This is a genomic window from Streptomyces mobaraensis NBRC 13819 = DSM 40847, from assembly GCF_017916255.1.
Lineage (GTDB): Bacteria > Actinomycetota > Actinomycetes > Streptomycetales > Streptomycetaceae > Streptomyces > Streptomyces mobaraensis.
Map to the genome: position 1 here is coordinate 657,389 of NZ_CP072827.1, position 23,727 is coordinate 681,115.

Below are 23,727 nucleotides of genomic sequence, written 5' to 3' on the forward strand. Positions count from 1 at the left end.
TCTTCCACTCCTGATCAAGAAGGCAGTTCGCGGTCGATCAGCTCGAACAGCTCGTCGTCGGACGCGGACTCCAGGTCGTCGCCCGCGACGGCGTCACCGCTGCCGTCACCCGTGCCGTCGCCCAGCCGCCACAGCAGGGACTCCAGGCGCGCCACCAGGCGGCCGCGGGTGTCCTCGTCGTGCGCGTGGCCCGCGATCACCGTCTCCAGCCGGTCCAGCTCGCCGAACAGCGGCGCCGACGGATCGGCCGCCGCCGGGCAGAGCTGCTCGCGCAGTTCCTCCGCGATGGCGGCGGGGGTGGGGTGACGGAAGATGAACGTGGCGGGCAGGCGCAGGCCGGTGGCGGCGGAGAGCCTGTTGCGCAGTTCGACCGCCGTCAGGGAGTCGAAACCGAGGTCCGTGAACGGAACGTCGGCGCGTACGGCGTCGGTGCGCGCGTGCCCGAGCACCGCCGCGGCATGGGTACGCACCAGGTCGAGCAGGTTCTGGTACTGCGCCTCGACGGTGAGACCGGCGAGTTGCCCGGCCCAGTCGGTGCTCGGCCGTCCGGCGGCGGTCGGCCGCGCGGGCCCCTGCCCGTTGGCGAAGGCACGCAGCAGGGCCGGCAGGGCGGTGGCGGATTTGGCGGCCAGAACGCGGGGGTCGAGGTCGGCGGCGAGTACGTAGGGCTCGGCACGGCGCTGTGCCGCGTCGAGGAGGGCGAGGCCGTGTTCGCTGCTCATCGCCTTGACGCCGATGCGGGCCATACGGGCGACGTCGGTGTCACCGAGACCACCGGTCATGCCGTCGCCGGAGGTCTCCCACAACCCCCAGCCCACCGACAGACCGCTCAGACCGGCGGCACGACGGTGACGCATCAGAGCATCGCAGTAGGCGTTCGCCGCCGCGTAGTTCGCCTGCCCCGGACTGCCCAGCGTCGCAGCCGCGGAGGAGAAGACCACGAACGCCCCCAACCGCAGATCCCGCGTCACCTCGTGGAGGTTGGCGGCGGCCGCGGCCTTCGCCGACCACACACGCGCCAGGCTCTCGCGGGTCTGAGCCGTCACCACCGCGTCGTCCAGGACGCCGGCGGCGTGCACCACACCCGTCAGCGGATGAGCCGGGTCCGTCTTGCCGACCAGCTCCGCCACCGCCTGCGCATCACTCACATCAGCCGCCACCACCGACACCTCGGCACCCAACCCACGCAAGTGCTCGACCAACTCGGCGGCGCCCGGAGCCTCCGGCCCACGACGACCCGCCAACAGCAGGCGCCGCACACCCCACTGCCGGACCACGTGTTCGGCCACGACCCGGCCGAGGGCTCCGGTGCCGCCGGTGATCAGTACGGTGCCGTCGGGGTCGAGGGCGGGCGGAATTTCCAGTACCAGCTTGCCGGTGTGCTTGGCCTGGCTCATGAACCGGAACGCCTCCCGCGCCCGCTCCAGCGGCCAGGAACGCACCGGAAGGGGAGCGAGCGCGCCGGAGGCGAACAACTCCTCCATCGCCGCCCACATGTCCTTGATCCGGTCGGGTCCGGCGTCGGTGACCAGGTCGTAGAGGTGGTAGGTGACGCCGGGGTACTGCTCGGCCACCTCTGCCGGATCCCGGAGATCGGTCTTGCCCATCTCCAGGAAACGCCCGCCCTCACGCAGCAGCCGCAAGGACGCCTCGATGAACTCGCCCGTCAGGCTGTTCAGCACCACATCCACACCACGACCACCCGTGGCCCGCCGGATCTTGTCCTCAAAATCCACATCCCGCGAAGAGGCGCGGTGCTCGGCATCGATGCCCATCTCCTCCAGCACACCATGCTTGGCAGGACTGGCCGTCGCGAAGACCTCCGCACCCAGATGACGGGCGATCCGCACCGCCGCCATCCCCACCCCACCCGTCGCCGCATGCACCAGCACCGACTCACCCGGACACACCCGAGCCAACTCCACCAACCCATACCAAGCCGTCAAGAACGCCACCGGCGCACCCGCCGCCTCCAACACACCCCACCCGGGTGGAATCGGCGCCACCATGCGGGTGTCCGCTACGGCCACCGGGCCGAACGAGCCGCCGAGTACGCCCATGACCTGGTCGCCGACCGCGAGGTGCGTGACGTCGGGCCCGACCTCCGTGACGACGCCGGCACCCTCGCCGCCCAGGCCGGTCTGTCCCGGCACCATGCCGAGGCTGACCAGGACGTCGCGGAAGTTGATGCCCGCGGCCCGCACCTCCAGGCGCACCTGGCCGGGAGCCAGGGGCTCGACGAGCTCGGGGCAGACCACGGGGGCCACCCCTTCCAGCGTTCCGGTGCCGCTGGTCTCCAGCCGCCACGCCCGTTCGCCGGGCGACCCGACGGCAGGGCCGCCGGTCGCGCGGACCAGCCTCGGGATCATCAGCGTCCCGTCGCGGAGGGCGAGTTGTGGCTCGTCCAGTTCCTCGACGGCGTAGCGCAGCGCGGCGAGCGGGAGATCGTCGGCGTCGGTGTCCACGAGCACGAAGCGGCCCGGGTGTTCGGACTGGGCGCTGCGGACCAGCCCCCACACGGAAGCGGCGGCCGGGTCGATGTCGCTGTCGCTGTCATCCTCGGTGGCGACGGCGCCTCGGGTCACCAGCAGCAGCCGCGACTCGGCCGGCTGGGGCGCGGCCAGGAACTCCTGGACCAGGGACAGCACCCGCTCCGCCGCCGCGAGACCGTCGCCACCGGACTCCACGGGAGCGACCACCGCCCAGGGCGCTGCGTCGCCGCTGTCCGATCCGTCCTCCGTCGCCGTGGCGGGAAGCGGCAGCGGCGTCCACCGCACGGTGAACAGGCCGTCGTCGTCCCTCGCGGACTTCAACTGCCCGACGTCCGCGGGACGCAACGTCACCGACCCCACGCTCAGTACGTTCGTTCCGGCGGCGTCCGTGACCAAGAGCCGGAGTTCCCGTTCGGTGGCGTCGTGCTCACCGGGCGACACGCGGACGCGTACGGTGTCGGCGCCCGCGGCCCACAGGCCGACCCGGTTCCAGGTGAACGGCAGCCACACCTTGCCGTCGTCCTGCTGCTCCCCGTCCCAGTCGAGCAGGAGGGCCGGATGGAGCGCGGCGTCGAGGAGGGCGGGGTGGATGCCGTAGCCGTCCCGCGAACCGGCGGCCTCCGGCAGCGCGACCTCGGCCAGCAGATCGTCGCCGTCCCGCCACACCGACCTCAGCCCCTGGAAGGCCGGACCGTACGCGTAACCCGCGTCGGCCATCCGCTCGTAGAAACCTTCCACCTCGACCGGCACCGAGCCCGAGGCCGGCCAGGCCCCGATCAGACCCTCGGGTACGGCCGTCGGCTCGGGGGTGAGGATGCCGGTGGCGTGGCAGACCCAGGCATCGTCGCCGTCGTCGGGCCGGCTGTAGACACGCACTTCACGACGGCCGTCGTCCGCCGCCGCGTCCACCACCACCTGCACCCGCAAACCGGACGCGGTAGGAACCACCACAGGAGCCTGCAACATCAACTCCTCGACCGTGGCACACCCCACCTCGTCGCCGGCCCGCAGCACCCACTCCACCAACGCCGCACCAGGAACGAGAACCGTCCCGGCCACCTCATGATCGGCCAGCCAGGACACGCCCGAGCGCGAGAGCCTGCCGGTCAGCAGGCAGCCACCCCGATCGGCGAACTCCACCGCCGCACCCAACAACGGATGCCCCGCGGCCACCAGCCCCAGACCCGCCGCATCCGCACGCCCGGACCGGCCGGACAACCAGAACCGCTCCCGCTGGAACGCATACGTCGGCAGATCCACCACAGCGGGCTTGCCCTCGCCCTGGAACCAAATGTCCCAGTCCACCGTGCCTCCGGCCGTGTGCAGCCGTGCCATCGCCTCAAGGAACGCCTGCTCCTCGGGCCGGCCGCCGCCCAACGACGAGACCAACAGCGGCTCCGGCCCCTCGACGTCGTCGAGGGTGTGCTGGGCGGCGGTGGTCAGCACCGGAGCCGGGCCCAGCTCGACGAAGAACCCCGCCTCGTCAGCGACGTGCGCGACGGCCTGCCGGAAGAGAACCGGCTGACGGACGTGACGCACCCAGTAGTCCGGGGACGCGATCTCCTCGCCCGCGGGCAGACCGGACACGTTGCTGATCAGTGGAATCGCAGGGGACTTGAACTTCACCTCGGCGAGGGCGTCGGCGAAGTCCTGGAGCATCGGTTCCATCAGCGCCGAGTGGAAGGCGTGGCTTACGGAGAGCGCCTTCGTCTTACGGCCCTGGGCCGACCATACGGCTGCGATCCGCTCCACCTCGTCGACGGGACCGGAAATCACCGTCGAATCAGGGGTGTTCACAGCAGCGACACTCACGCCCGAGCCGTGAAGATGGTCGGCCAGCTCCTCCGGGGTGGCCTGCACCGCACACATCGCCCCGCCCTCAGGCAGCGCACCCATCAACCGCGCCCGAGCACCCACCACCCTGCACGCATCCGCCAGATCAAACACACCCGCCACATGCGCGGCAGCAATCTCACCGACCGAATGACCGATCACCACATCAGGGCGTATCCCCACCGACTCCCACAGCCGGGCCAACCCCACCTGCAGCGCGAACAACCCCGCCTGCGCCCACATCGTGTGATCCAGCCGCTCCCGCGGACCACCGAAGACAACCTCCTTCAGCGAACCCCCAAGCTCCCCCTCCAACAGCCCGCACACCTCGTCGAAGGCTTCCGTGAACACCGGGAACCGCTCATACAACCCCGACCCCATCCCCACCAACTGACTCCCCTGACCACTGAAGAGCCACACCGCCTTGCCCCCACGCACCACACCCGGACCCACCAACCCCGCATGCGACTCCCCCACCGCCAACGCCCCAAGCGCGGCCACCCGCTCCGTACCCGTCACCACTGCTCGATGCTCGAACAACGACCGCGTACGCAACAACGACCAACCCACATCACGCGCGGGCACATCAGGGGCAGCCACCACGGCTTCCTTGAGACGGTGGGCCTGGTCGCGCAGTGCCTCCGGGCTGCGGGCGGACAGCACCCACGGCACCGGTCCGTCGTCGACGGGGTCCGTCTCCCGTGCGACCGCCTCCGCCGGCTCGGGGACGTGCTCGATGATCACGTGCGCGTTGGTGCCGGACGCGCCGAACGACGAAACACCCGCCCGACGCGGCCGGTCCACCTCAGGCCACGACACCGCCTCCGACACCACCCGCACCGCACCCGACGCCCAATCCACATGCGGCGTCGGCACATCCACATGCAAACTCGCCGGCACCACACCCCGCCGCATCGCCATCACCATCTTGATCACACCCGCCACACCCGCGGCAGCCTGCGTATGACCGATGTTCGACTTCACCGACCCCAGCCACAACGGCCGGCCCACCGGCCGCCCCTGTCCATACGTGGCCAGCAGCGCCTGGGCCTCGATCGGATCGCCCAGCGTCGTCCCCGTGCCGTGTCCCTCGACCACGTCCACATCGGACGCGGCGAGCCCACCACTGGCCAACGCCTGCCGGATGACCCGCTCCTGCGACGGACCGTTCGGCGCGGTCAGTCCATTGCTCGCGCCGTCCTGGTTCACCGCCGAACCCCGCACCACACCCAGCACCCGATGTCCCCGACGCCGGGCATCCGACAGACGCTCCAGCAGGAGGACGCCGACGCCCTCTCCCCAGCCCGTGCCGTCGGCCGCCGCGGCGAAGGGCTTGCAGCGGCCGTCCGGGGCGAGGCCGCGCTGGCGGGAGAAGCCGGTGAAGACCTCCGGGGTGGCCATGACGGTCACACCGCCGGCGAGGGCGAGGTCGCACTCGCCCTGCCGCAGCGCCTGCGCCGCCAGGTGGATCGACACCAGCGACGACGAACACGCCGTGTCGACCGTCACCGCCGGACCCTCCAGACCCAGCGTGTACGCCACCCGACCGGAGACCACGCTTCCCGAGCCGGCCAGCATGGAGTAGCCCTCCAGCTGGGGGTCCTCGCCACTGGCCAGGCCCGCCGCGTAGTCGTGGTACATCACGCCCACGTACGTACCGGTCCGCGTCCCCTTCAGCGACGTCGGATCGATACCCGCCCGCTCCAGCACCTCCCACGACGCCTGCAACAGCAGCCGCTGCTGCGGATCCATGGCCAACGCCTCACGCGGGCTGATGCCGAAGAACGCCGCGTCGAAATCGGCCGCGTCGTGCAGGAAGGCGCCTTGGTCGGCGTAGCTGGTGCCGGGGTGGTCGGGGTCCGGGTGGAAGAGCCGGTCCAGGTCCCAACCGCGGCCCGTGGGGAACTCCCCTACCGTGTCCACGCCCGATTCGACCAGTTTCCACAGGTCTTCGGGCGAGGTGACGCCTCCCGGGTACTTGCAGGCCATGGCGACGATGGCGATCGGGTCGTCCGTCCCCACGGTGGCGGGAACCCCGGGTACCGCGGTGGGCGCGGCGGTCGGGCCGCCGCCGAGCCGGGTGCACAGGTGGGCGGCCAGCGCCCGGGGCGTCGGGTGGTCGAAGACCAGGGTGGCGGGGAGCCGCAGGCCGCTGGCGGCCGTCAGGCTGTTGCGCAGCTGAACGGCCGTCAGCGAGTCGAAGCCGAGGTCCTTGAAGTTGGCTTCGGTACGGACGTCGGCGGGCGTGGGGTAGGCGAGTACCGCCGCGACGCACTCGCGCACCAACTCGGTGACGGCGGCGAGGCGTTCGGTGGCGTCGAGGCCCGCGAGCCGGGTCTCGAGCGCCGCCGGGTCACCGGTGGAGCCGGCGGCCGTCCGGCGGCGCGGCGGCCCGGCCAGCTTCCGCAGCATCGCGGGGGCGGTGTCCTGGGCCAGGCCGCGTACGTCGATCCCGGCGGCGACGACCGCCGGGCCGTCCACGTCGCGCGCCGCGTCCAGCAGGGCCAGGCCCTGCTCGTCCGAGAGCGGTTTCATGCCGCCCGCGCGCAGCCGCGCCAGGTCGGTCTCGTCGAGGTGCCGGGTCATGGCGCTGTCGCGCGCCCACAGCCCCCAGGCGATCGACAGGGCGGTCCCGGTCCCGTGCGTGCCGTCGCGGCGGGTCACGAGGGCGTCGACGAAGGCATTGGCGGCCGCGTATCCGGCCTGGCCCGCGTTGCCGAGGACGCCGGCGGCGGAGGAGAAGGCGACGAAGAGGGCCGGGTCCGCCCGCCGGGTGGCGAGGTCCAGGTTGGCGGCGACGGTCGCCTTGGCGGCCCAGACCCGGGCGAGTTGGCCGGGGGTCTGCGCGGTGACCACGGCGTCGTCCAGCACGCCCGCCGCGTGGATCACTCCGGTGAGGGGGTGCGCCGGGTCGATGGAGGCGACCAGTCCCTCGGCGGCCCGCCGGTCGGTGAGGTCGGCGGCGACGATCCGCACCTGGGCGCCGAGAGCGGTGAGCCGGTCGGCGAGGTCGCCGGCGCCGGGCGCGTCGGGGCCCTGCCTGCCGACGAGCAGCAGGTGGCGCACCGACCAGGTGCGGACGAGGTGTTCGGCCACCAGGCCGCCCATCATCCCGGTGCCGCCCGCGATCAGGACGGTGCCGTCGGGGTCGAGGCCGCTGTGGCCGGGTCGCCGGGATCCGTCGACGCCGGTCCCGGACTCGGTCGTGGTGGCGCGTACGAGGCGCGGGGCGAGGACGCGGCCGGCGCGGAGGGCCAGTTGCGGCTCGCCGGAGGCGAGGGCCCGTGCGACGGCCGCGCGGTCGAGGCCCTCGTCGTTCGCGGCATCGGTGCCGTCCGTGACGTGGACGCCGTCCGTGACGTGGACGCCGCCCCCGATGTCGATGCCGTCCGCGACGTCGAGCAGCACGAAGCGGTCCGGGTGCTCGGACTGGGCGCTGCGGACGAGTCCCCAGAGGGCGGCGGCCGACGCGTCCACGTCCCCCGGCTCGTCGACGGCCGGAACGGCCGCCGCGCGGTGGGTGAGGAAGACGAGGCGGGTGTCGGTCAGGCGCGGTTCGGCCACCCAGTCCTGTACGAGCCGCAGTGCGCGCTCGGCGACGGCGTGACCGTGTGCTTCGACGGCCAGGGTCGATGTGTCCGGTGTCGGGGAGGGTGCGACGAGGACCGTTCCGGGAACCGGCGCGTCGCTCTCCAGCAGCGCCGCCGGAGTCTCGTAGCGCGGAAGGTCCGTTCCGGCCCAGGCCGGCGCGTCCTGGCCGAGCACCGCCCAGCCGTGCCCGTCCCCCACGCCCGCCGAGGACACGTCCACCAGCGGAACGTCGGTCCACTCCACGGTGAACAGTCCCTTGGCCCGCGCCTTCCCCGCGGCGCGCAGCTGCTCGGGGTCGGCCCGGCGGACCGCCAGCGAGGCGACGCTCAGTACGGGGGCGCCGGTGGCGTCGGTCACCGTCAGCCGCAGGTCCGGCTCGTCCCCGTCCCCCCGGTGCGGGGACAGCCGCACCCGCGCCTCGGTGGCGCCGGTGGCCCACAGGGAGACGCCGTTCCAGGCGAAGGGCAGTCGGACGCCGGCCTCGGTCTCCTCCTGGGGTCCTTCGTCGAGCAGCAGCGCCGGGTGCAAGGCGGCGTCCAGCAGGACGGGGTGGATGCCGAAGCCGTCATGAGCGCCCGCGGCGTCGGGCAGGACGACCTCGGCCAGCAAGTCCTCGCCGTGCCGCCACACCGTGCGCAGGCCCTGGAACGCCGGGCCGTAGTGGTAGCCGGCGGCCGAGGCCCGCTCGTAGAGACCGCCGATGTCCACCTGCTCCGCGTCGGCCGGGGGCCATGCCCCGCCCGGTTCGCCGTCCGCGGCGGAGGCGGATTCGGGACTCAGCGCGCCGGTGGCGTGGCACGCCCACGCCTCGTCGTGGTCCACCGCGTCCTCGGTGTCGGGCCGGGAGAAGATCCGCACCTCCCGCCGCCCGTCCCGCTCGTCGGCCGGACCCACGACGACCTGCACCTGAAGCCCGCCGGAGTCCGGCAGCGCGAGCGGCGCCTGGAGCGTCAGCTCCTCCAGGGTGGGGCAACCCGCCTCGTCGGCGGCCTGGAGCGCCCACTCCACCAGGGCCGCGCCGGGCACCAGCGTCGTCCCCGTCACGGCGTGGTCGACGAGCCAGCCGGCGGCACCGGACGCCGCGAGCCGGCCGGTCAGTACGAGCGCGCCGTCCGCCAGGCCGAGCGCGGCGGGCAGCAGCGTGTGCTCCAAGCGCCGCAGCCCCGCCTGCCGGACGTCACCGACTCCGTCCACCTCCAGCCAGTAGCGCTGGTGCTGGAAGGCGTACGTGGGCAGGTCGACGGTACGAGGGCTGGGATCGGTGGGGAAGAAGCGCCGCCAGTCCACGTCCACGCCAGCAGTGAACGCGTGCGCGACGGAGCGCGCGAGCTGGAGGGCGTCGCCGTGGTCGCGGCGCAGGGTGGGCACCACCGTGGCGGCGACGTCCGCCCGCTCGATGGTCTCCTCCATGCCCAGGTTCAGCACCGGGTGCGGACTGGCCTCCACGAAGACGCGGTAACCGTCCGCCAGCAGCGCCTCGACCGTCTCGGCGAAGCGGACCTGCTGCCGCAGGTTCGTGATCCAGTAGTCCGAGGTCAGGGTCCGGGTGTCGATCCGGCCGGCGGTGACCGTGGAGTAGAACGCGATGTCCGTGGTGGCCTGGGGCTCGATACCGCTCAGACGGTCGGCCAACAGGTCCGCGATCTCATCGACCTGCGGACCGTGCGAGGCGTAATCCACATCGATCAGCCGGGCACGATACCCTCGCGCCTCGACCTCGGCGACCACCGTCGCCACCTGCTCCGGCGGCCCAGAAATCACCGTCGACGACGGGCCGTTCACGGCAGCGACACCGACGCCTGCGTGCCCGTCGATGAACTCCTCGGCAACTCCCCGGCCCACACCGAGGGAAGCCATCGCCCCCCGCCCGGCCAACCGCCTCAGCGCATCACTGCGCACGGCGACGACCCGCGCCGCATCCTCCAACGACAACGCACCGGCCACCACCGCCGCAGCCATCTCACCCTGCGAATGACCGATCACCGCAGCGGGCTTGACCCCGTACTCGGCCCACACCACGGCCAACGAGACCATCACCGCCCACAAAACCGGCTGCACCACCTCCACCCGCGACAGCGCATCGCCATTCCCGCGCAACACCTCCGTCAGCGACCAGTCGACATACGGCGACAGCGCCCGCTCGCACTCGGCGATCCGTGCCGCGAACACCGGTGACTCGTCCAGCAGTTGGGCACCCATACCCGCCCACTGCGACCCCTGCCCCGGAAACACCAGCACCGGCCCCGGGCCCACATCACCGGCCACCCCGGACACCACATCCGGCGACGCCTCACCGGCGGCCAGCGCCTCAAGACCCGCGAGCGCCTGGCCGACGTCCTGACCCACCACCACGGCCCGGTGCTCGAAGGCCGCACGCGACGTCGCCAGCGACCAACCCACATCCAGCGGCGAAGAGTTCTCCGACGCGACAGCACCCAAACGGCGGGCCTGCTCCCGCAGCGCCTCACCCGTACGCCCGGACACCACCCACGGCACCACCGCACCCGGAACGGGCTCCGGCGCAACCTCGTCGGAAACCTCCGCCGGCGCCTCCTCCAGGATCACGTGCGCGTTCGTCCCCGAGATGCCGAACGAGGACACCCCGGCCCGGCGCACCCGTTCGCTGCGCGACCACGGAACCGGCTCGGTGAGCAGCCGTACGCCGCCGCCTTCCCACTGCACATGCGGGGTCGGCTCGTCCACGTGCAGGGTGGCGGGCAGCAGCTCGCGCCGGAGCGCCATCACCATCTTGATGACACCGGCGACACCGGCGGCCGCCTGCGTGTGGCCGATGTTGGACTTCACCGAGCCGAGCCACAGCGGACGGTCCTCGTCGCGCTCCTTGCCGTACGTGGCGATGAGGGCCTCGGCCTCGATGGGGTCGCCCAGCTTGGTGCCGGTGCCGTGCGCCTCCACCGCGTCGATCTCGGACGTGGAGAGGTTGGCGCCGGCCAGCGCCTGCCGGATGACGCGGCGCTGCGAGGGGCCGTTGGGCGCGGTGAAGCCGTTGCTGGCGCCGTCCTGGTTGACGGCCGAACCCCGCAGAACAGCAAGGACTTTGTGTCCGTTGCGACGCGCGTCCGACAGGCGCTCCAGCAGGATCAGGCCCGCACCCTCGCCCCAGCCCGTGCCGTCGGCCGCCGCGGCGAACGGCTTGCAGCGGCCGTCGGGGGCCAGGCCGCGCTGGCGGGAGAAGCCGGTGAACACCTCGGGTGTGGACATCACGGTCACGCCGCCGGCGAGGGCCAGGTCGCACTCGCCCTGCCGGAGCGCCTGCGCGGCCAGGTGCATGGCCACCAGCGAGGAGGAGCACGCGGTCTCGACGGTCACGGCCGGGCCTTCGAGGCCGAGGGTGAAGGAGACGCGGCCCGAGAGGACGCTGGGCGCGCTGCCCGCGTACCCCTCGGTGGCCTTGCCCGCCGGGTCGCCCTGGGTCGGGTTGCCGGTCGTCGCGGCACCCACGTAGACACCCGTGGAGCTGCCCTTCAGGGTGGTGGGGTCGATGCCCGCCCGTTCGAGCACCTCCCAGGACGTCTCCAGGAGCAGGCGCAGCTGCGGGCTGCTGGCGAGGGCCTCGCGCGGGCTGAAGCCGAAGAACCCGGAGTCGAACCGGTCGGCGCCGTCGAGGAATCCGCCCTCGCGTACGTAGCAGGTCCCCGGGTGGTCGGGGTCGGGGTGATAGAGGCCCTCCAGGTCCCAGCCGCGATTGGTGGGGAAGCCCTCGATGGCGTCCTCGCCCGCGGCCACCAGCTCCCACAGGGCCTCGGGCGACGCGACGCCGCCGGGGAACCGGCAGGCCATGCCGACGATGGCCACCGGCTCCTGGGAGCGCTCCTCCACCTCGCGCAGCCGCTGCCGCGTGTCGTGCAGTTCGGCGGCGACCCGCTTGAGGTAGTCGACCAGTTGCTCTTCACTCGCCATGAGAGTTCACCCAGCCTTCAGCGTGGTTGTCGCGCCGTGCACGGTCGTCGGTTCACAGACCCAGCTCTTTGTCGATGAAGTCGAGCACCTGGTCGGTCGTGGCGACCTGGAGCTGCTCCTTGGCGCTGCCGGAGTCGGGCGCGGCACCGGACGCCGCGCCGGACGCCCGCCACTTCGCCAGGAGGGATTCGAGACGCGCGGTGACGGCGTCCGCGTCGAGGTGTTCGACGAGCGCGGAGGACAGGGTGTGCTCGAGCTTCGCCATGTCGCGGAGGACGGAATCGGTCGCTTCCTGCCCGGTGGGCGTTCCGCCGTCGGGTGCGAGCCGTCCGTCGAGGTGTTCCGCCAGGGTGTCGGCGTCCGGGTAGTCGAAGACCAGTCCGGCGGACAGGCGCAGGCCGGTGGCTGCGGAGAGCCTGTTGCGCAGTTCGACCGCGGTGAGGGAGTCAAATCCGAGTTCCTTGAAGGTGCTGCCCGTGGTGAGGCTGTCGGTGTGGTGTCCGAGGACGGTGGCGGCCTGCTCCCGGATGAGGCCGACCAGCGTGTGGTGCCGTTCGACCGGCGGCAGGGCGGCCAGCCGGCTCGCCAGGTCGGCGGGCCGCGCGCCCGCCGTCGCCGTCGCCGTCGCCGTCGGCCTGCCCGTCGTGGCCGGAGCGGGGGCGGCGAGGCCGCGCAGGAGGGTGGGCCTGGTGTCCACGGGGTGGGTGGCCAGGGTCCGCAGGTCGAGGTCGAGCCCCACCGCGTGGGGCCGGCCGTGGTGGTGTGCCGCGTCGAGGAGGGCGAGGCCGTGTTCGCTGCTCATCGCCTTGACGCCGATGCGGGCCATGCGGGCGACGTCGGTGTCACCCAGTCCACCGGTCATGCCGTCGCCGGAGGTCTCCCACAACCCCCAGCCGACCGACAGACCGCTCAGGCCGGCGGCACGACGGTGACGCATCAGGGCGTCGCAGTAGGCGTTGGCCGCCGCGTAGTTGGCCTGTCCCGGACTGCCCAGCGTCGCAGCCGCGGAGGAGAAGACCACGAACGCCCCCAACCGCAGATCCCGCGTCACCTCGTGGAGGTTGGCGGCGGCCGTGGCCTTCGCCGACCACACACGCGCCAGGCTCTCGCGGGTCTGGGCCGTCACCACCGCGTCGTCCAGGACGCCGGCGGCGTGCACCACACCCGTCAGCGGATGAGCCGGGTCCGTCTTGCCGACCAGCTCCGCCACCGCCTGCGCATCACTCACATCCACCGCCACCACCGACACCACGGCACCCAACCCACGCAAGTGCTCGACCAACTCGACGGCACCCGGAGCCTCCGGCCCACGACGACCCGCCAGCAGCAGACGCCGCACACCCCACTCGCGTACGAGGTGCTCGGCAACGAGCCGCCCCAGCGCGCCGGTGCCGCCGGTGATCACCACCGTGCCCTCGGGATCGAGGGCAGGGGGTATCTCCAGCACCAGCTTGCCGGTGTGCTTGGCCTGACTCATGAACCGGAACGCCTCCCGCGCCTTGTCCAGCGGCCAGGAACGTACCGGCAGCGGCTTAAGCCGGTCTGAGGTGAAGAGTTCGACCAGGCGCTCGAACATTCGTCCGATCCGGTCGGGTCCGGCGTCGGTGACGAGGTCGTAGAGGTGGTAGGTGACACCGGGGTACTGCTCGGCCACCTCTCCCGGGTCCCGGAGATCGGTCTTGCCCATCTCCAGGAAACGCCCGCCCTCACGCAGCAGCCGCAAGGACGCCTCGATGAACTCGCCCGTCAGGCTGTTCAGCACCACATCCACACCACGACCACCCGTGGCCCGCCGGATCCGCTCCTCAAAATCCACATCCCGCGAAGAGGCGCGGTGCTCGGCATCGATTCCCATCTCCTCCAGCACACCATGCTTGGCAGGACTGGCCGTCGCGAAGACCTCCGCACCCAGATGACGGGCGATCCGCACCGCCGCCATCCCCACCCCACCCGTCGCCGCATGCACCAGCACCGACTCACCCGGACGCACCCGAGCCAACTCCACCAACCCATACCAAGCCGTCAAGAACGCCACCGGCGCACCCGCCGCCTCCAACACACCCCACCCCGACGGAACCGGCACGACCATACGGGCGTCGGCGACCGCGACGGACCCGAAGGCGCCCTCGAACACGCCCATGACCTGGTCGCCGACCGCGACGTGGGTGACGTCCGGCGCGACCTCCGTGACGACGCCGGCGCCCTCACCGCCCATCGCCCCGTACGCGGGGACCATGCCGAGGGCCACGAGCACATCGCGGAAGTTGATGCCCGCGGCGCTCATCGACACCCGGACCCGGCCGGGCTCCAGGGGTTCGAGAACCTCAGGGCAGGGAACCGCCGTCAGGTCTTCCAGCGAGCCGCCCGCGCCCATCCGCAAGCGCCAAGCCGGTTCGCCGGGCGGTGCGACCAGCGCGGCCTGCCGGCGCACCCGGGTGAGGCGCGGAACGCTGAACCGGCCGTCGCGCAGGGCGAGTTGTGGCTCGCCCAGTTCCTCGACGGCGTAGCGCAGTGCGGCGAGCGGGAGATCGTCGCCGTCGGTGTCCACGAGCACGAAGCGGCCCGGGTGTTCGGACTGGGCGCTGCGGACCAGCCCCCACACGGAAGCGGCGGCCGGGTCGATGTCGCTGTCGTCCTCGGTGGCGACGGCGCCTCGGGTCACCAGCAGCAGCCGCGACTCGGCCAGGCGGGGTGCCGCGAGGAACTCCTGGACCAGGGACAGCACCTGCTCCGCCGTCCGGAGGCCGTCGCCGCCGGCGTCGACGGGAGCGACCACCGCCCAGGGCGCTGCGTCGCCGGAGCGCACCACATCGCCCGGGGTGACGCCTTCATCGAGTGTGACCCAGCCGGCGCCGTCTGGTACCTCCTGCTCCGGGGCCGGAATCGGCGTCCACTCCACCGTGAACAGGCCGTGCACGTCGCGTTGTTGGAGGGCCGAGAGCTGCGACGCCTGCACGGCGCGGGTCCGCATCGCGTCGACGCTCAGTACGGGACCACCGGTCGTGTCGGTGACCGTCACCCGTGCGCCCTGCTCGATGCCGCCTTCGACAGGGCTGAGGCGTACGCGGACGGTCGTGGCGCCCACGGCCCACAGCGAAACACCGTTCCACGCGTAGGGGACGTGCACCTCATCGCGCCCGCCGTCCGGGAAGCGGGCGGCCAGCAGGGGGTGGAGCGCGGCGTCGAGGAGGGCGGGGTGGATGCCGTAGCCGTCCGGCGAACCGGCGGCCTCCGGCAGCGCGACCTCGGCCAGCAGGTCGTCGCCGTCCCGCCACACCGACCTCAGCCCCTGGAAGGCCGGACCGTACGCGTAACCGGCCTGGGCGGCGCGCGCGTAGAAGGTCTCGACATCCACCGGTTCTGCTCCGACGGGGGGCCAAGGGCCGCTCAACTCCGTCGTGGGGTTGGTGGTTTCGGCGGTGAGGATGCCGGTGGCGTGGCAGACCCAGGCATCGTCGCCGTCGTCGGGCCGGCTGTAGACACGCACTTCACGACGGCCGTCGTCCGCCGCCGCGTCCACCACCACCTGCACCCGCAAACCGGACGCGGTAGGAACCACCACAGGAGCCTGCAACATCAACTCCTCGACCGTGGCACACCCCACCTCGTCACCGGCCCGCAGCACCCACTCCACCAACGCCGCACCAGGAACGAGAACCGTCCCGGCCACCTCATGATCGGCCAGCCAGGACACGCCCGAGCGCGAGAGCCTGCCGGTCAGCAGGCAGCCACCCCGATCGGCGAACTCCACCGCCGCACCCAACAACGGATGCCCCGCGGCCACCAGCCCCAGACCCGCCGCATCCGCACGCCCGGACCGGCCGGACAACCAGAACCGCTCACGCTGGAACGCATACGTCGGCAGATCCACCACAGCGGGGCGATCCAGGAACCAGCCCGACCAGTCCACAGCGGCCCCGGCCGTGTGCAGCCGGGCCACCGCCTGGAGAAAGGCCAGGTCATCCGCCCGCCCAGCGGCCAGCGAAGAGACCAACAGCGGATCGGTCCCGTCCATCTCGTCGAGGGTGTGCTGGGCGGCGGTGGTCAGCACCGGAGCCGGGCCCAGCTCGACGAAGAACCCCGCCTCGTCAGCGACATGCGCGACGGCCTGCCGGAAGAGAACCGGCTGGCGAACGTGACGCACCCAGTAGTCCGGGGACGCGATCTCCTCGCCCGCGGGCAGACCGGACACGTTGCTGATCAGGGGAATCGTGGGAGCCTTGAACCTCACCTCGGCGAGGGCGTCGGCGAAATCCGAGAGCATCGGTTCCATCAGCGCCGAGTGGAAGGCGTGGCTGACGGAGAGCGCCTTCGTCTTACGCCCCTGGGCCGACCATACGGCTGCGATCCGCTCCACCTCATCGACGGGACCGGAAATCACCGTCGAATCAGGGGTGTTCACGGCCGCAACACTCACGCCCGAGCCGTCAAGACTGCCGGCCAGCTCCTCCGGGGTGGCCTGCACCGCACACATCGCCCCGCCCTCAGGCAGCGCACCCATCAACCGCGCCCGAGCACCGACAACCCTGCACGCATCCGCCAGATCAAACGCACCCGCCACATGCGCGGCAGCAATCTCACCCACGGAATGACCGATCACCACATCGGGGCGTATCCCCACCGACTCCCACAGCCGGGCAAGCCCCACCTGCAGCGCGAACAACCCCGCCTGCGCCCACATCGTGTGATCCAGCCGCTCCCGCGGGCCGCTGAAGACAACCTCCTTCAGCGAACCCCCAAGCTCCCCCTCCAACAGCCCGCACACCTCGTCGAAGGCTTCCGTGAACACCGGGAACCGCTCATACAACCCCGACCCCATCCCCACCAACTGACTCCCCTGACCACTGAAGAGCCATACGGACTTGCCCCCACGCACCACACCCGGACCCACCAACCCCGCATGCGACTCCCCCACCGCCAACGCCCCAAGCCCAGCGATCAACTCCGCACGCTCGGCCCCCACCACCACAGCCCGGTGCTCGTGGGCGGCACGCGTCGTCAGAAGGGACCAGCCCACCTCGGCCGGGTCCACTCCACCAGCGACGGCCTCTTTGAGACGGTGGGCCTGCTCGCGCAGTGCCTCCGGGCTGCGGGCGGACAGCGCCCAGGGCGTCGGAGCGTCGGCAGCCGGCTCCCTTTCCGGGACCGTCGGGACCGTCGGGACCGTCGGGACCGTCGGGACCGTCGGCTCGGGGACGTGCTCGATGATCACGTGCGCGTTGGTGCCGGACGCGCCGAACGACGAGACACCCGCCCGACGCGGCCGGTCCACCTCAGGCCACGACACCGCCTCCGACACCACCCGCACCGCACCCGACGCCCAATCCACATGCGGCGTCGGCACATCCACATGCAAACTCGCCGGCACCACACCCCGCCGCATCGCCATCACCATCTTGATCACACCCGCCACACCCGCGGCAGCCTGCGTATGACCGATGTTCGACTTCACCGACCCCAGCCACAACGGCCGGCCCACCGGCCGCCCCTCCCCGTATGTGGCCAGCAGCGCCTGGGCCTCGATCGGATCGCCCAGCGTCGTCCCCGTGCCGTGTCCCTCGACCACGTCCACGTCCGACGCCGTCAGTCGGGCGCCGGCCAACGCCTGCCGGATGACCCGCTCCTGCGACGGACCGTTCGGCGCGGTCAGCCCGTTGCTCGCGCCGTCCTGGTTCACCGCCGAACCCCGCACCACACCCAGCACCCGATGTCCCCGACGCCGGGCATCCGACAGACGCTCCAGCAGGATCAGGCCGACGCCCTCCGAGAAGCCGACTCCGTCGGCCGCCGCCGCGTACGGCTTGCAGCGGCCGTCAGGGGACAGGCCGCGCTGCCGGGAGAAGCCCGCGAAGACGTCGGGGTCGGCCATGACGGTGACGCCACCGGCGAGGGCCAGGTCGCACTCGCCCTGCCGCAGCGCTTGCGCCGCCATGTGGATCGCGACCAGCGACGACGAACACGCCGTGTCGACCGTCACCGCCGGACCCTCCAGACCCAGCGTGTACGCCACCCGCCCGGAGACCACGCTTCCCGAACTCGCCAGGTAGGCGTAGCCCTCCAGTTGGGCGTCGGCCTCGGGGAACGCCTTGGCGTAGTCGTGGTACATCACGCCCACGTACGTACCGGTCCGCGTCCCCTTCAGCGACGTCGGATCGATACCCGCCCGCTCCAGCACCTCCCACGACGCCTCCAGCAGCAACCGCTGCTGCGGATCCATGGCCAACGCCTCACGCGGGTTGACGCCGAAGAACGCGGCGTCGAAGTCCCCCGCGTCGTGCAGGAACCCGCCCTGATCGCAGTAGCTGGTACCGGGGTGGTCGGGGTCCGGGTGGAACAGCCGGTCCAGGTCCCAACCGCGGTCGGTCGGGAAGGGGCCCATGGCGTCCCCGCCGGACTCGACGAGGTCCCACAACCCGTCGGCGGAGGTCACCCCGCCCGGGAAGCGGCAGGCCATGGAGACGATGGCGATGGGCTCATCCGCCTCGACGGCGGCGGGCGGCAGGGCGGGTCCGGTCGCCGGGGCGCCGCCCAGGCGGGTGCACAGATGGGCGGCCAGCGCCCGGGGCGTGGGGTGGTCGAAGACCAGCGTCGCGGGCAACCGCGCATCACAGGCGGCCGACAGGCGGTTGCGCAGCTCCACCGCCGTCAGCGAGTCGAAGCCCAGGTCCCTGAAGGCGGCGTCCACCTTCACCTGGGCCGTCGAGCCGTGGCCGAGCACGGCCGCCACGTGTTCGCGCACCAGGTCGGTGACGGCGTTGAGGCGTCCCTCCTCGTCCAGACCGGCCAGTCGCATGGCGAGCGCGCCGCCGGCCGTCCCGGCCGCCGCCACGCGGCGCCGTGTGACGGGCGGGGCGAGTGTACGCAGCAGCGGGGAGAGGCCGTCGGCCGTGGTGCGCGGGTCGAGGTCGGCCGCCAGGACGTACGAACGGCCGTGCGCACGGGCGGCGTCGAGCAGAGCCAGGCCGTTCTCGGTGCTCAGGGGCGCGAAGCCGGTGCGCTTCATGCGCTCCAGGTCCGTCCGGCCGAGCTGCCCGGTCAGGTCGCTGGTGGCCTGCCACAGACCCCAGCCGATGGAGAGGCCCGCGAGCCCCTGGGAGCGGCGGTTGCGCATGAGCGCGTCGCAATAGGCGTTCGCCGCCGCATAGTTGGCCTGTCCGGGACTGCCCAGGAGGGCAGCGGCGGAGGAGAAGACCACGAAGAGTCCGAGCGGCATTCCGCGCGTCGCCTCGTGCAGGTGGCGGGCGGCGGCCGCCTTGGCCGACCACACCCCGGCCAGGCGCTCGGGCGTCTGGGCGGTGACGACGGCATCGTCCAGGACGCCCGCCGCGTGGACGACGCCGGTCAGCGGGTGGGCCGTTTCGATGCCCGCGAGCAGGTCGGCGACCGCGGTGGGGTCGCCGGCGTCGGCCGCCGCGATGCGCACCTCGGCGCCCAACTCGCTCAAACACTGCTTGAGTTCGGCGCTTCCCGGGGCGTCCTCGCCGCGTCGGCTCACGAGGAGCAGGTGGCGTACGCCATATGTCCGGACGAGGTGTTCCGCCACCGCGCCGCCGAGCACACCCGTGCCACCGGTGATGAGGACCGTGCCGTCCGGGTCGAGTTCCTCGACGGCATTGCCCCGTGCGCCGTCGGCCCGGGCCAGTCGGGGAACGCGGATCTCACCGGCGCGCACGGCCATTTGCGGCTCGTCCGCGTTCCGGGCCGCCGCCATGGCCGTGGCGAGGGTGTCGTCCGGGCCGATGTCGAGCAACGTGAAGCGGCCCGGGTGCTCCGACTGGGCACTGCGGACGAGTCCCCATACGGCCGCGGCCGCCGCGTCCACGCCGTCGCCGTCGTCGGCCGCGGTCGCCCCTGACGTCACGAACACCAGGCGGCTGTCGGAGAGTTGCGGTGACGCGAGCCAGGTTTGCATCAGATCGAGGATGCGCGTGGCGAGCGCCAGGCCGTCGTCGTCCGCGGCGGTCTCGACCGGGGCGGCCACGAGCCGCGGCGCCGGGTCGCCCGCTTCGACGGACGCCACCAGGTCCGCGAGGCCGGAGCCGTTCCAGCCCAGGGTCGGCCACGAAGAGTCGTCCTGGGCCTCCGGCTGCCCGCCGGCGGGCGCCAGCGGAGTCCACTCCAGGTCGAACAGACCGCTCCCCCGGCCTTGGGTCGTCGCCGCCTCGGCGAGCCGGTCGGTGTCGGCCGGGCGCGAGTGCAGGCCCTGGACGGTGAGGACGGGGGCGCCGACGGCGTCGGCCACGGTGATCCGTACCCCCTGCTCGACCCGTTCGCCGAGCGGCGTGAGGCGCACGCGAACCGTGGTCGCCCGTACCGCGTGCAGTTCCACGTCGTTCCAGGCGAACGGCAGCCAGACCTGAGCGCCGTCGGAGGGCGGGAGGAGCAGCGCGGCGGGCTGGAGGACGGCGTCGAGGAGCGCCGGGTGGATACCGAAGCCGTCCGGGTCGCCGGCTTCCTCCGGCAGCGCCACCTCGGCCAGCACGTCGCCGCGGTGCCGCCACAGGGCTCGTACGCCGCGGAACGCCGGCCCGTAGCCGTACCCCGCCCGCTCCGCCCGCGCGTAGAGGTCCGCGACGTCCACCGGCTCGGCGCCGGCCGGCGGCCAGGCGCCGTCCAGGGGCGCCGCGTCGCCGCCCGTCGGCCCCGGGCCGAGCACCCCGGTCGCGTGGCAGGTCCACGGCCGCGTCGAGCCGAAGGCGTCGTCGTCATCGGGGCGTGAGAACACCTGGACGTCACGGCGGCCGTCCGTGCCGGCCGCGTGCACGACGACCTGGACCTGCAGGCCCCCGTCGGCGGGGAGCACGAGCGGCGCCTGGAGCGTCAGCTCCTCCAGGGCGGGGCAGCCCGCCTCGTCGGCGGCCCGCAGCACCCACTCCACCTGCGCGGCGCCGGGCACGAGGGCCTGGCCCGCCACGACGTGATCGTCCAGCCAGGCTCCCGACTGCCGCGACACCCGGCCGCTGAGCAACTGGACGTCCCCGCTGGCCAGCCCCACCGAGGCGCCGAGGAGCGGATGCCCCGACGCGGCGAGTCCGAGCCCCGCCGGATCACCCGGGCGCCCGCCTGTGGGGGCCAGCCAGTAGCGCTGGCGCTGGAAGGCGTACGTGGGCAGGTCGACCGTACGGGGGGTGGGGTCGCCCGGGAAGAACCGCCGCCAGTCGACGTCCGCGCCCGCCGTGAAGGCGAGCGCGACCGAACGCGTCACCTGGAGCAGATCGCCTTGGTCGCGGCGCAATGTGGGTACCACTGTGGCGGTGACGTCCGCCTGCTCGATGGTCTCCTCCATGCCCAGGTTCAGCACCGGGTGCGGGCTGGCCTCGACAAAGACGCGGTAGCCATCGGCGAGCAGCGCTTCGACGGTGTCGGCGAAGCGGACCTGCTGCCGCAGGTTCGTGATCCAGTAGTCCGAGGTGAGGGCGGCGGTGTCGATCCGGCCGGCGGTGACCGTGGAGTAGAACGCGATGTCCGTGGTGGCCTGGGGCTCGATACCGCTCAGGCGGTCGGCCAGCAGGTCCGCGATCTCGTCCACCTGCGGACCGTGCGAGGCGTAGTCCACGTCGATCAGCCGGGCGCGGAGCTCGCGCTCCTTCGCGTCGGCCACGACCTGCGCCACCTGCTCCGGCGGACCGGAAATGACCGTGGAGGACGGGCCGTTCACGGCGGCGATCCCTACCCCGGCGCGACCGTCGATCAGCTCTTCGGCAAGCTCCCGGCCCACGCCGAGGGAAGCCATCGCACCCCGCCCGGCCAACCGCCTCAGCGCGTCACTGCGCACGGCGACGACCCGCGCCGCATCCTCCAACGACAACGCACCGGCCACGCACGCCGCGGCCATCTCACCCTGCGAATGACCGATCACCGCAGCGGGCTTGACCCCGTACTCGGCCCACACAGCAGCCAACGAGATCATCACCGCCCACAGAACCGGCTGCACCACCTCCACCCGCGACAACTCAGCGCCGTCACCGCGCAACACCTCGACCAACGACCAGTCGACATACGGCGACAACGCCCGCTCACACTCGGCGATCCGCGCCGCGAACACCGGTGACTCATCCAGCAGTTGGGCACCCATGCCCACCCACTGCGACCCCTGCCCCGGAAACACCAGCACAGGACCAGCACCAGGCGAGCCGACCACCCCGGCCACCACGTCCGCCGACACCTCATCGGCGGCCAACGCACCCAATCCGTCCGACAGTTCGTCGAGGCCCCGGCCGATCACCACGGCCCGGTGCTCGAACATCGAACGCGTCGTGGCCAGCGACCAGCCCACGTCGAGCAGCGCGGAGCCCTCCGACGCGAACGCGTCCAGGCGCACGGCCTGTTCCCGCAGCGCCTCGGCGTCTCGCGCCGATATCACCCAGGGCACCACCGCATCGGGAGCGGGCTCCGGGGCGTCGGTGGCGTCGCTCTCCTGGACGTCCGGGGCCTCCTCCAGGATCACATGCGCGTTCGTCCCGGACATCCCGAACGCGGACACCCCCGCCCGGCGGGGCCGTTCACCGCGCTTCCACGGCACCGGCTCGGTCAGGAGCCGGACGGAGCCGGAGGACCAGTCGACGTGCGGGGTCGGTTCGTCCACGTACAAGGTGGCGGGCAGGAGTTCCCGCTGGAGCGCCATCACCATCTTGATGACGCCGGCGACGCCGGCGGCGCCCTGGGGGTGGCCGATGTTCGACTTCACCGAGCCGAGCCAGAGCGGGCGGTCCTCGTCGCGGTCGCGGCCGTAGGTGGCCAGCAGGGCCCCGGCCTCGATGGGGTCGCCCAGCCGGGTGCCGGTGCCGTGCGCCTCGACCGCGTCCACCTCGGCGGCGCCGAGCCCGGCGTTGGCCAGGGCGGCGCGGATGACGCGCTCCTGCGAGGGGCCGTTGGGGGCGGTGAGGCCGTTGCTCGCGCCGTCCTGGTTGACGGCCGAACCCCGCAGCAGGGCGAGGACTCTGTGTCCGTTGCGGCGCGCGTCCGACAGGCGTTCCAGCAGGAGCAGGCCGACGCCTTCGGAAAAGCCGGTGCCGTCGGCCGCCGCGGCGAAGGGCTTGCAGCGGCCGTCGGGAGAGAGTCCGCGCTGGCGGGAGAACTCCGTGAACATGCCCGGGGTCGACATCACGGTGACGCCGCCCGCCAGGGCGAGGTTGCACTCGCCCTGGCGCAGCGCCTGCGCCGCCAGGTGCATGGCCACCAACGACGAGGAGCACGCCGTGTCGACGCTGACCGCCGGGCCTTCGAGGCCGAGGGTGAAGGAGACGCGGCCCGACAGGACGCTGAGGGCGTTGCCGGTCAGCAGGTGCCCTTCCACCGACCTGTCGGCCTGGCCGTTGCCGAAGCCGGGGACGCCCGCGCCGACGTAGACGCCGGTGGGGCTGAGTTTCAGGGTGGCCGGGTCGATGCCGGCCCGTTCCAGGAGTTCCCAGGCGGTCTCCATGAGCACCCGCTGCTGCGGGTCCATGGCCAGCGCCTCGCGCGGGCTGATGCCGAAGAACGCGGCGTCGAAGCCGGGCGCGTCGTGCAGGAATCCGCCGTGGCGGACGTAGCTGGTGCCCGGGTGCTCGGGGTCGGGGTGGTAGAGGCCGTCCAGGTCCCAGCCGCGGTCGGTGGGGAACGCGCCGATGGCGTCACCGCCCTCGGCGACCAGTTCCCACAGCGCCTCGGGCGAGCGGGTGTCGCCCGGGAAGCGGCAGGCCATGGAGACGATCGCGACCGGCTCCTGGTGGCGTTCCTCCACCTCGCGCAGCCGCTGGCGGGTCTGTCCGAGGTCGACTGTCACCCGCTTCAGGTACTGGCGAAGCTTCTCTTCGGTACTGGGTTCGGCACTCGACATCGAACGTCACTTCTCCATCAGCGAGGGGCTCGGAAGGGCAGGGCCACCGGGCAAGGAAGGTCAGGCAAGGGA

The 23,727-nt window shown here is 72.5% G+C and carries 2 protein-coding genes; both read right to left on the minus strand.

Going from position 1 to position 23,727, the window contains the following annotated elements:
- Positions 1 to 14: 14 nt before the first annotated feature.
- Complete coding sequence (locus J7W19_RS02555) at positions 15 to 11,837, minus strand: type I polyketide synthase (RefSeq protein WP_210455259.1); 11,823 nt, start codon at positions 11,835 to 11,837, stop codon at positions 15 to 17.
- 52 nt (positions 11,838 to 11,889) lie between these two features.
- On the minus strand, positions 11,890 to 23,655 hold the full coding sequence (locus J7W19_RS02560; protein ID WP_210455261.1) for a type I polyketide synthase: 11,766 nt from the start codon (positions 23,653 to 23,655) through the stop codon (positions 11,890 to 11,892).
- Positions 23,656 to 23,727: the final 72 nt, after the last annotated feature.

Bases quoted from the DNA above. Each gene is read 5' to 3' on its own strand.
- J7W19_RS02560 (WP_210455261.1), bottom strand. From the start codon at position 23,655: ATGTCGAGTGCCGAACCCAGTACCGAAGAGAAGCTTCGCCAGTACCTG.
- J7W19_RS02555 (WP_210455259.1), bottom strand. From the start codon at position 11,837: ATGGCGAGTGAAGAGCAACTGGTCGACTACCTCAAGCGGGTCGCCGCC.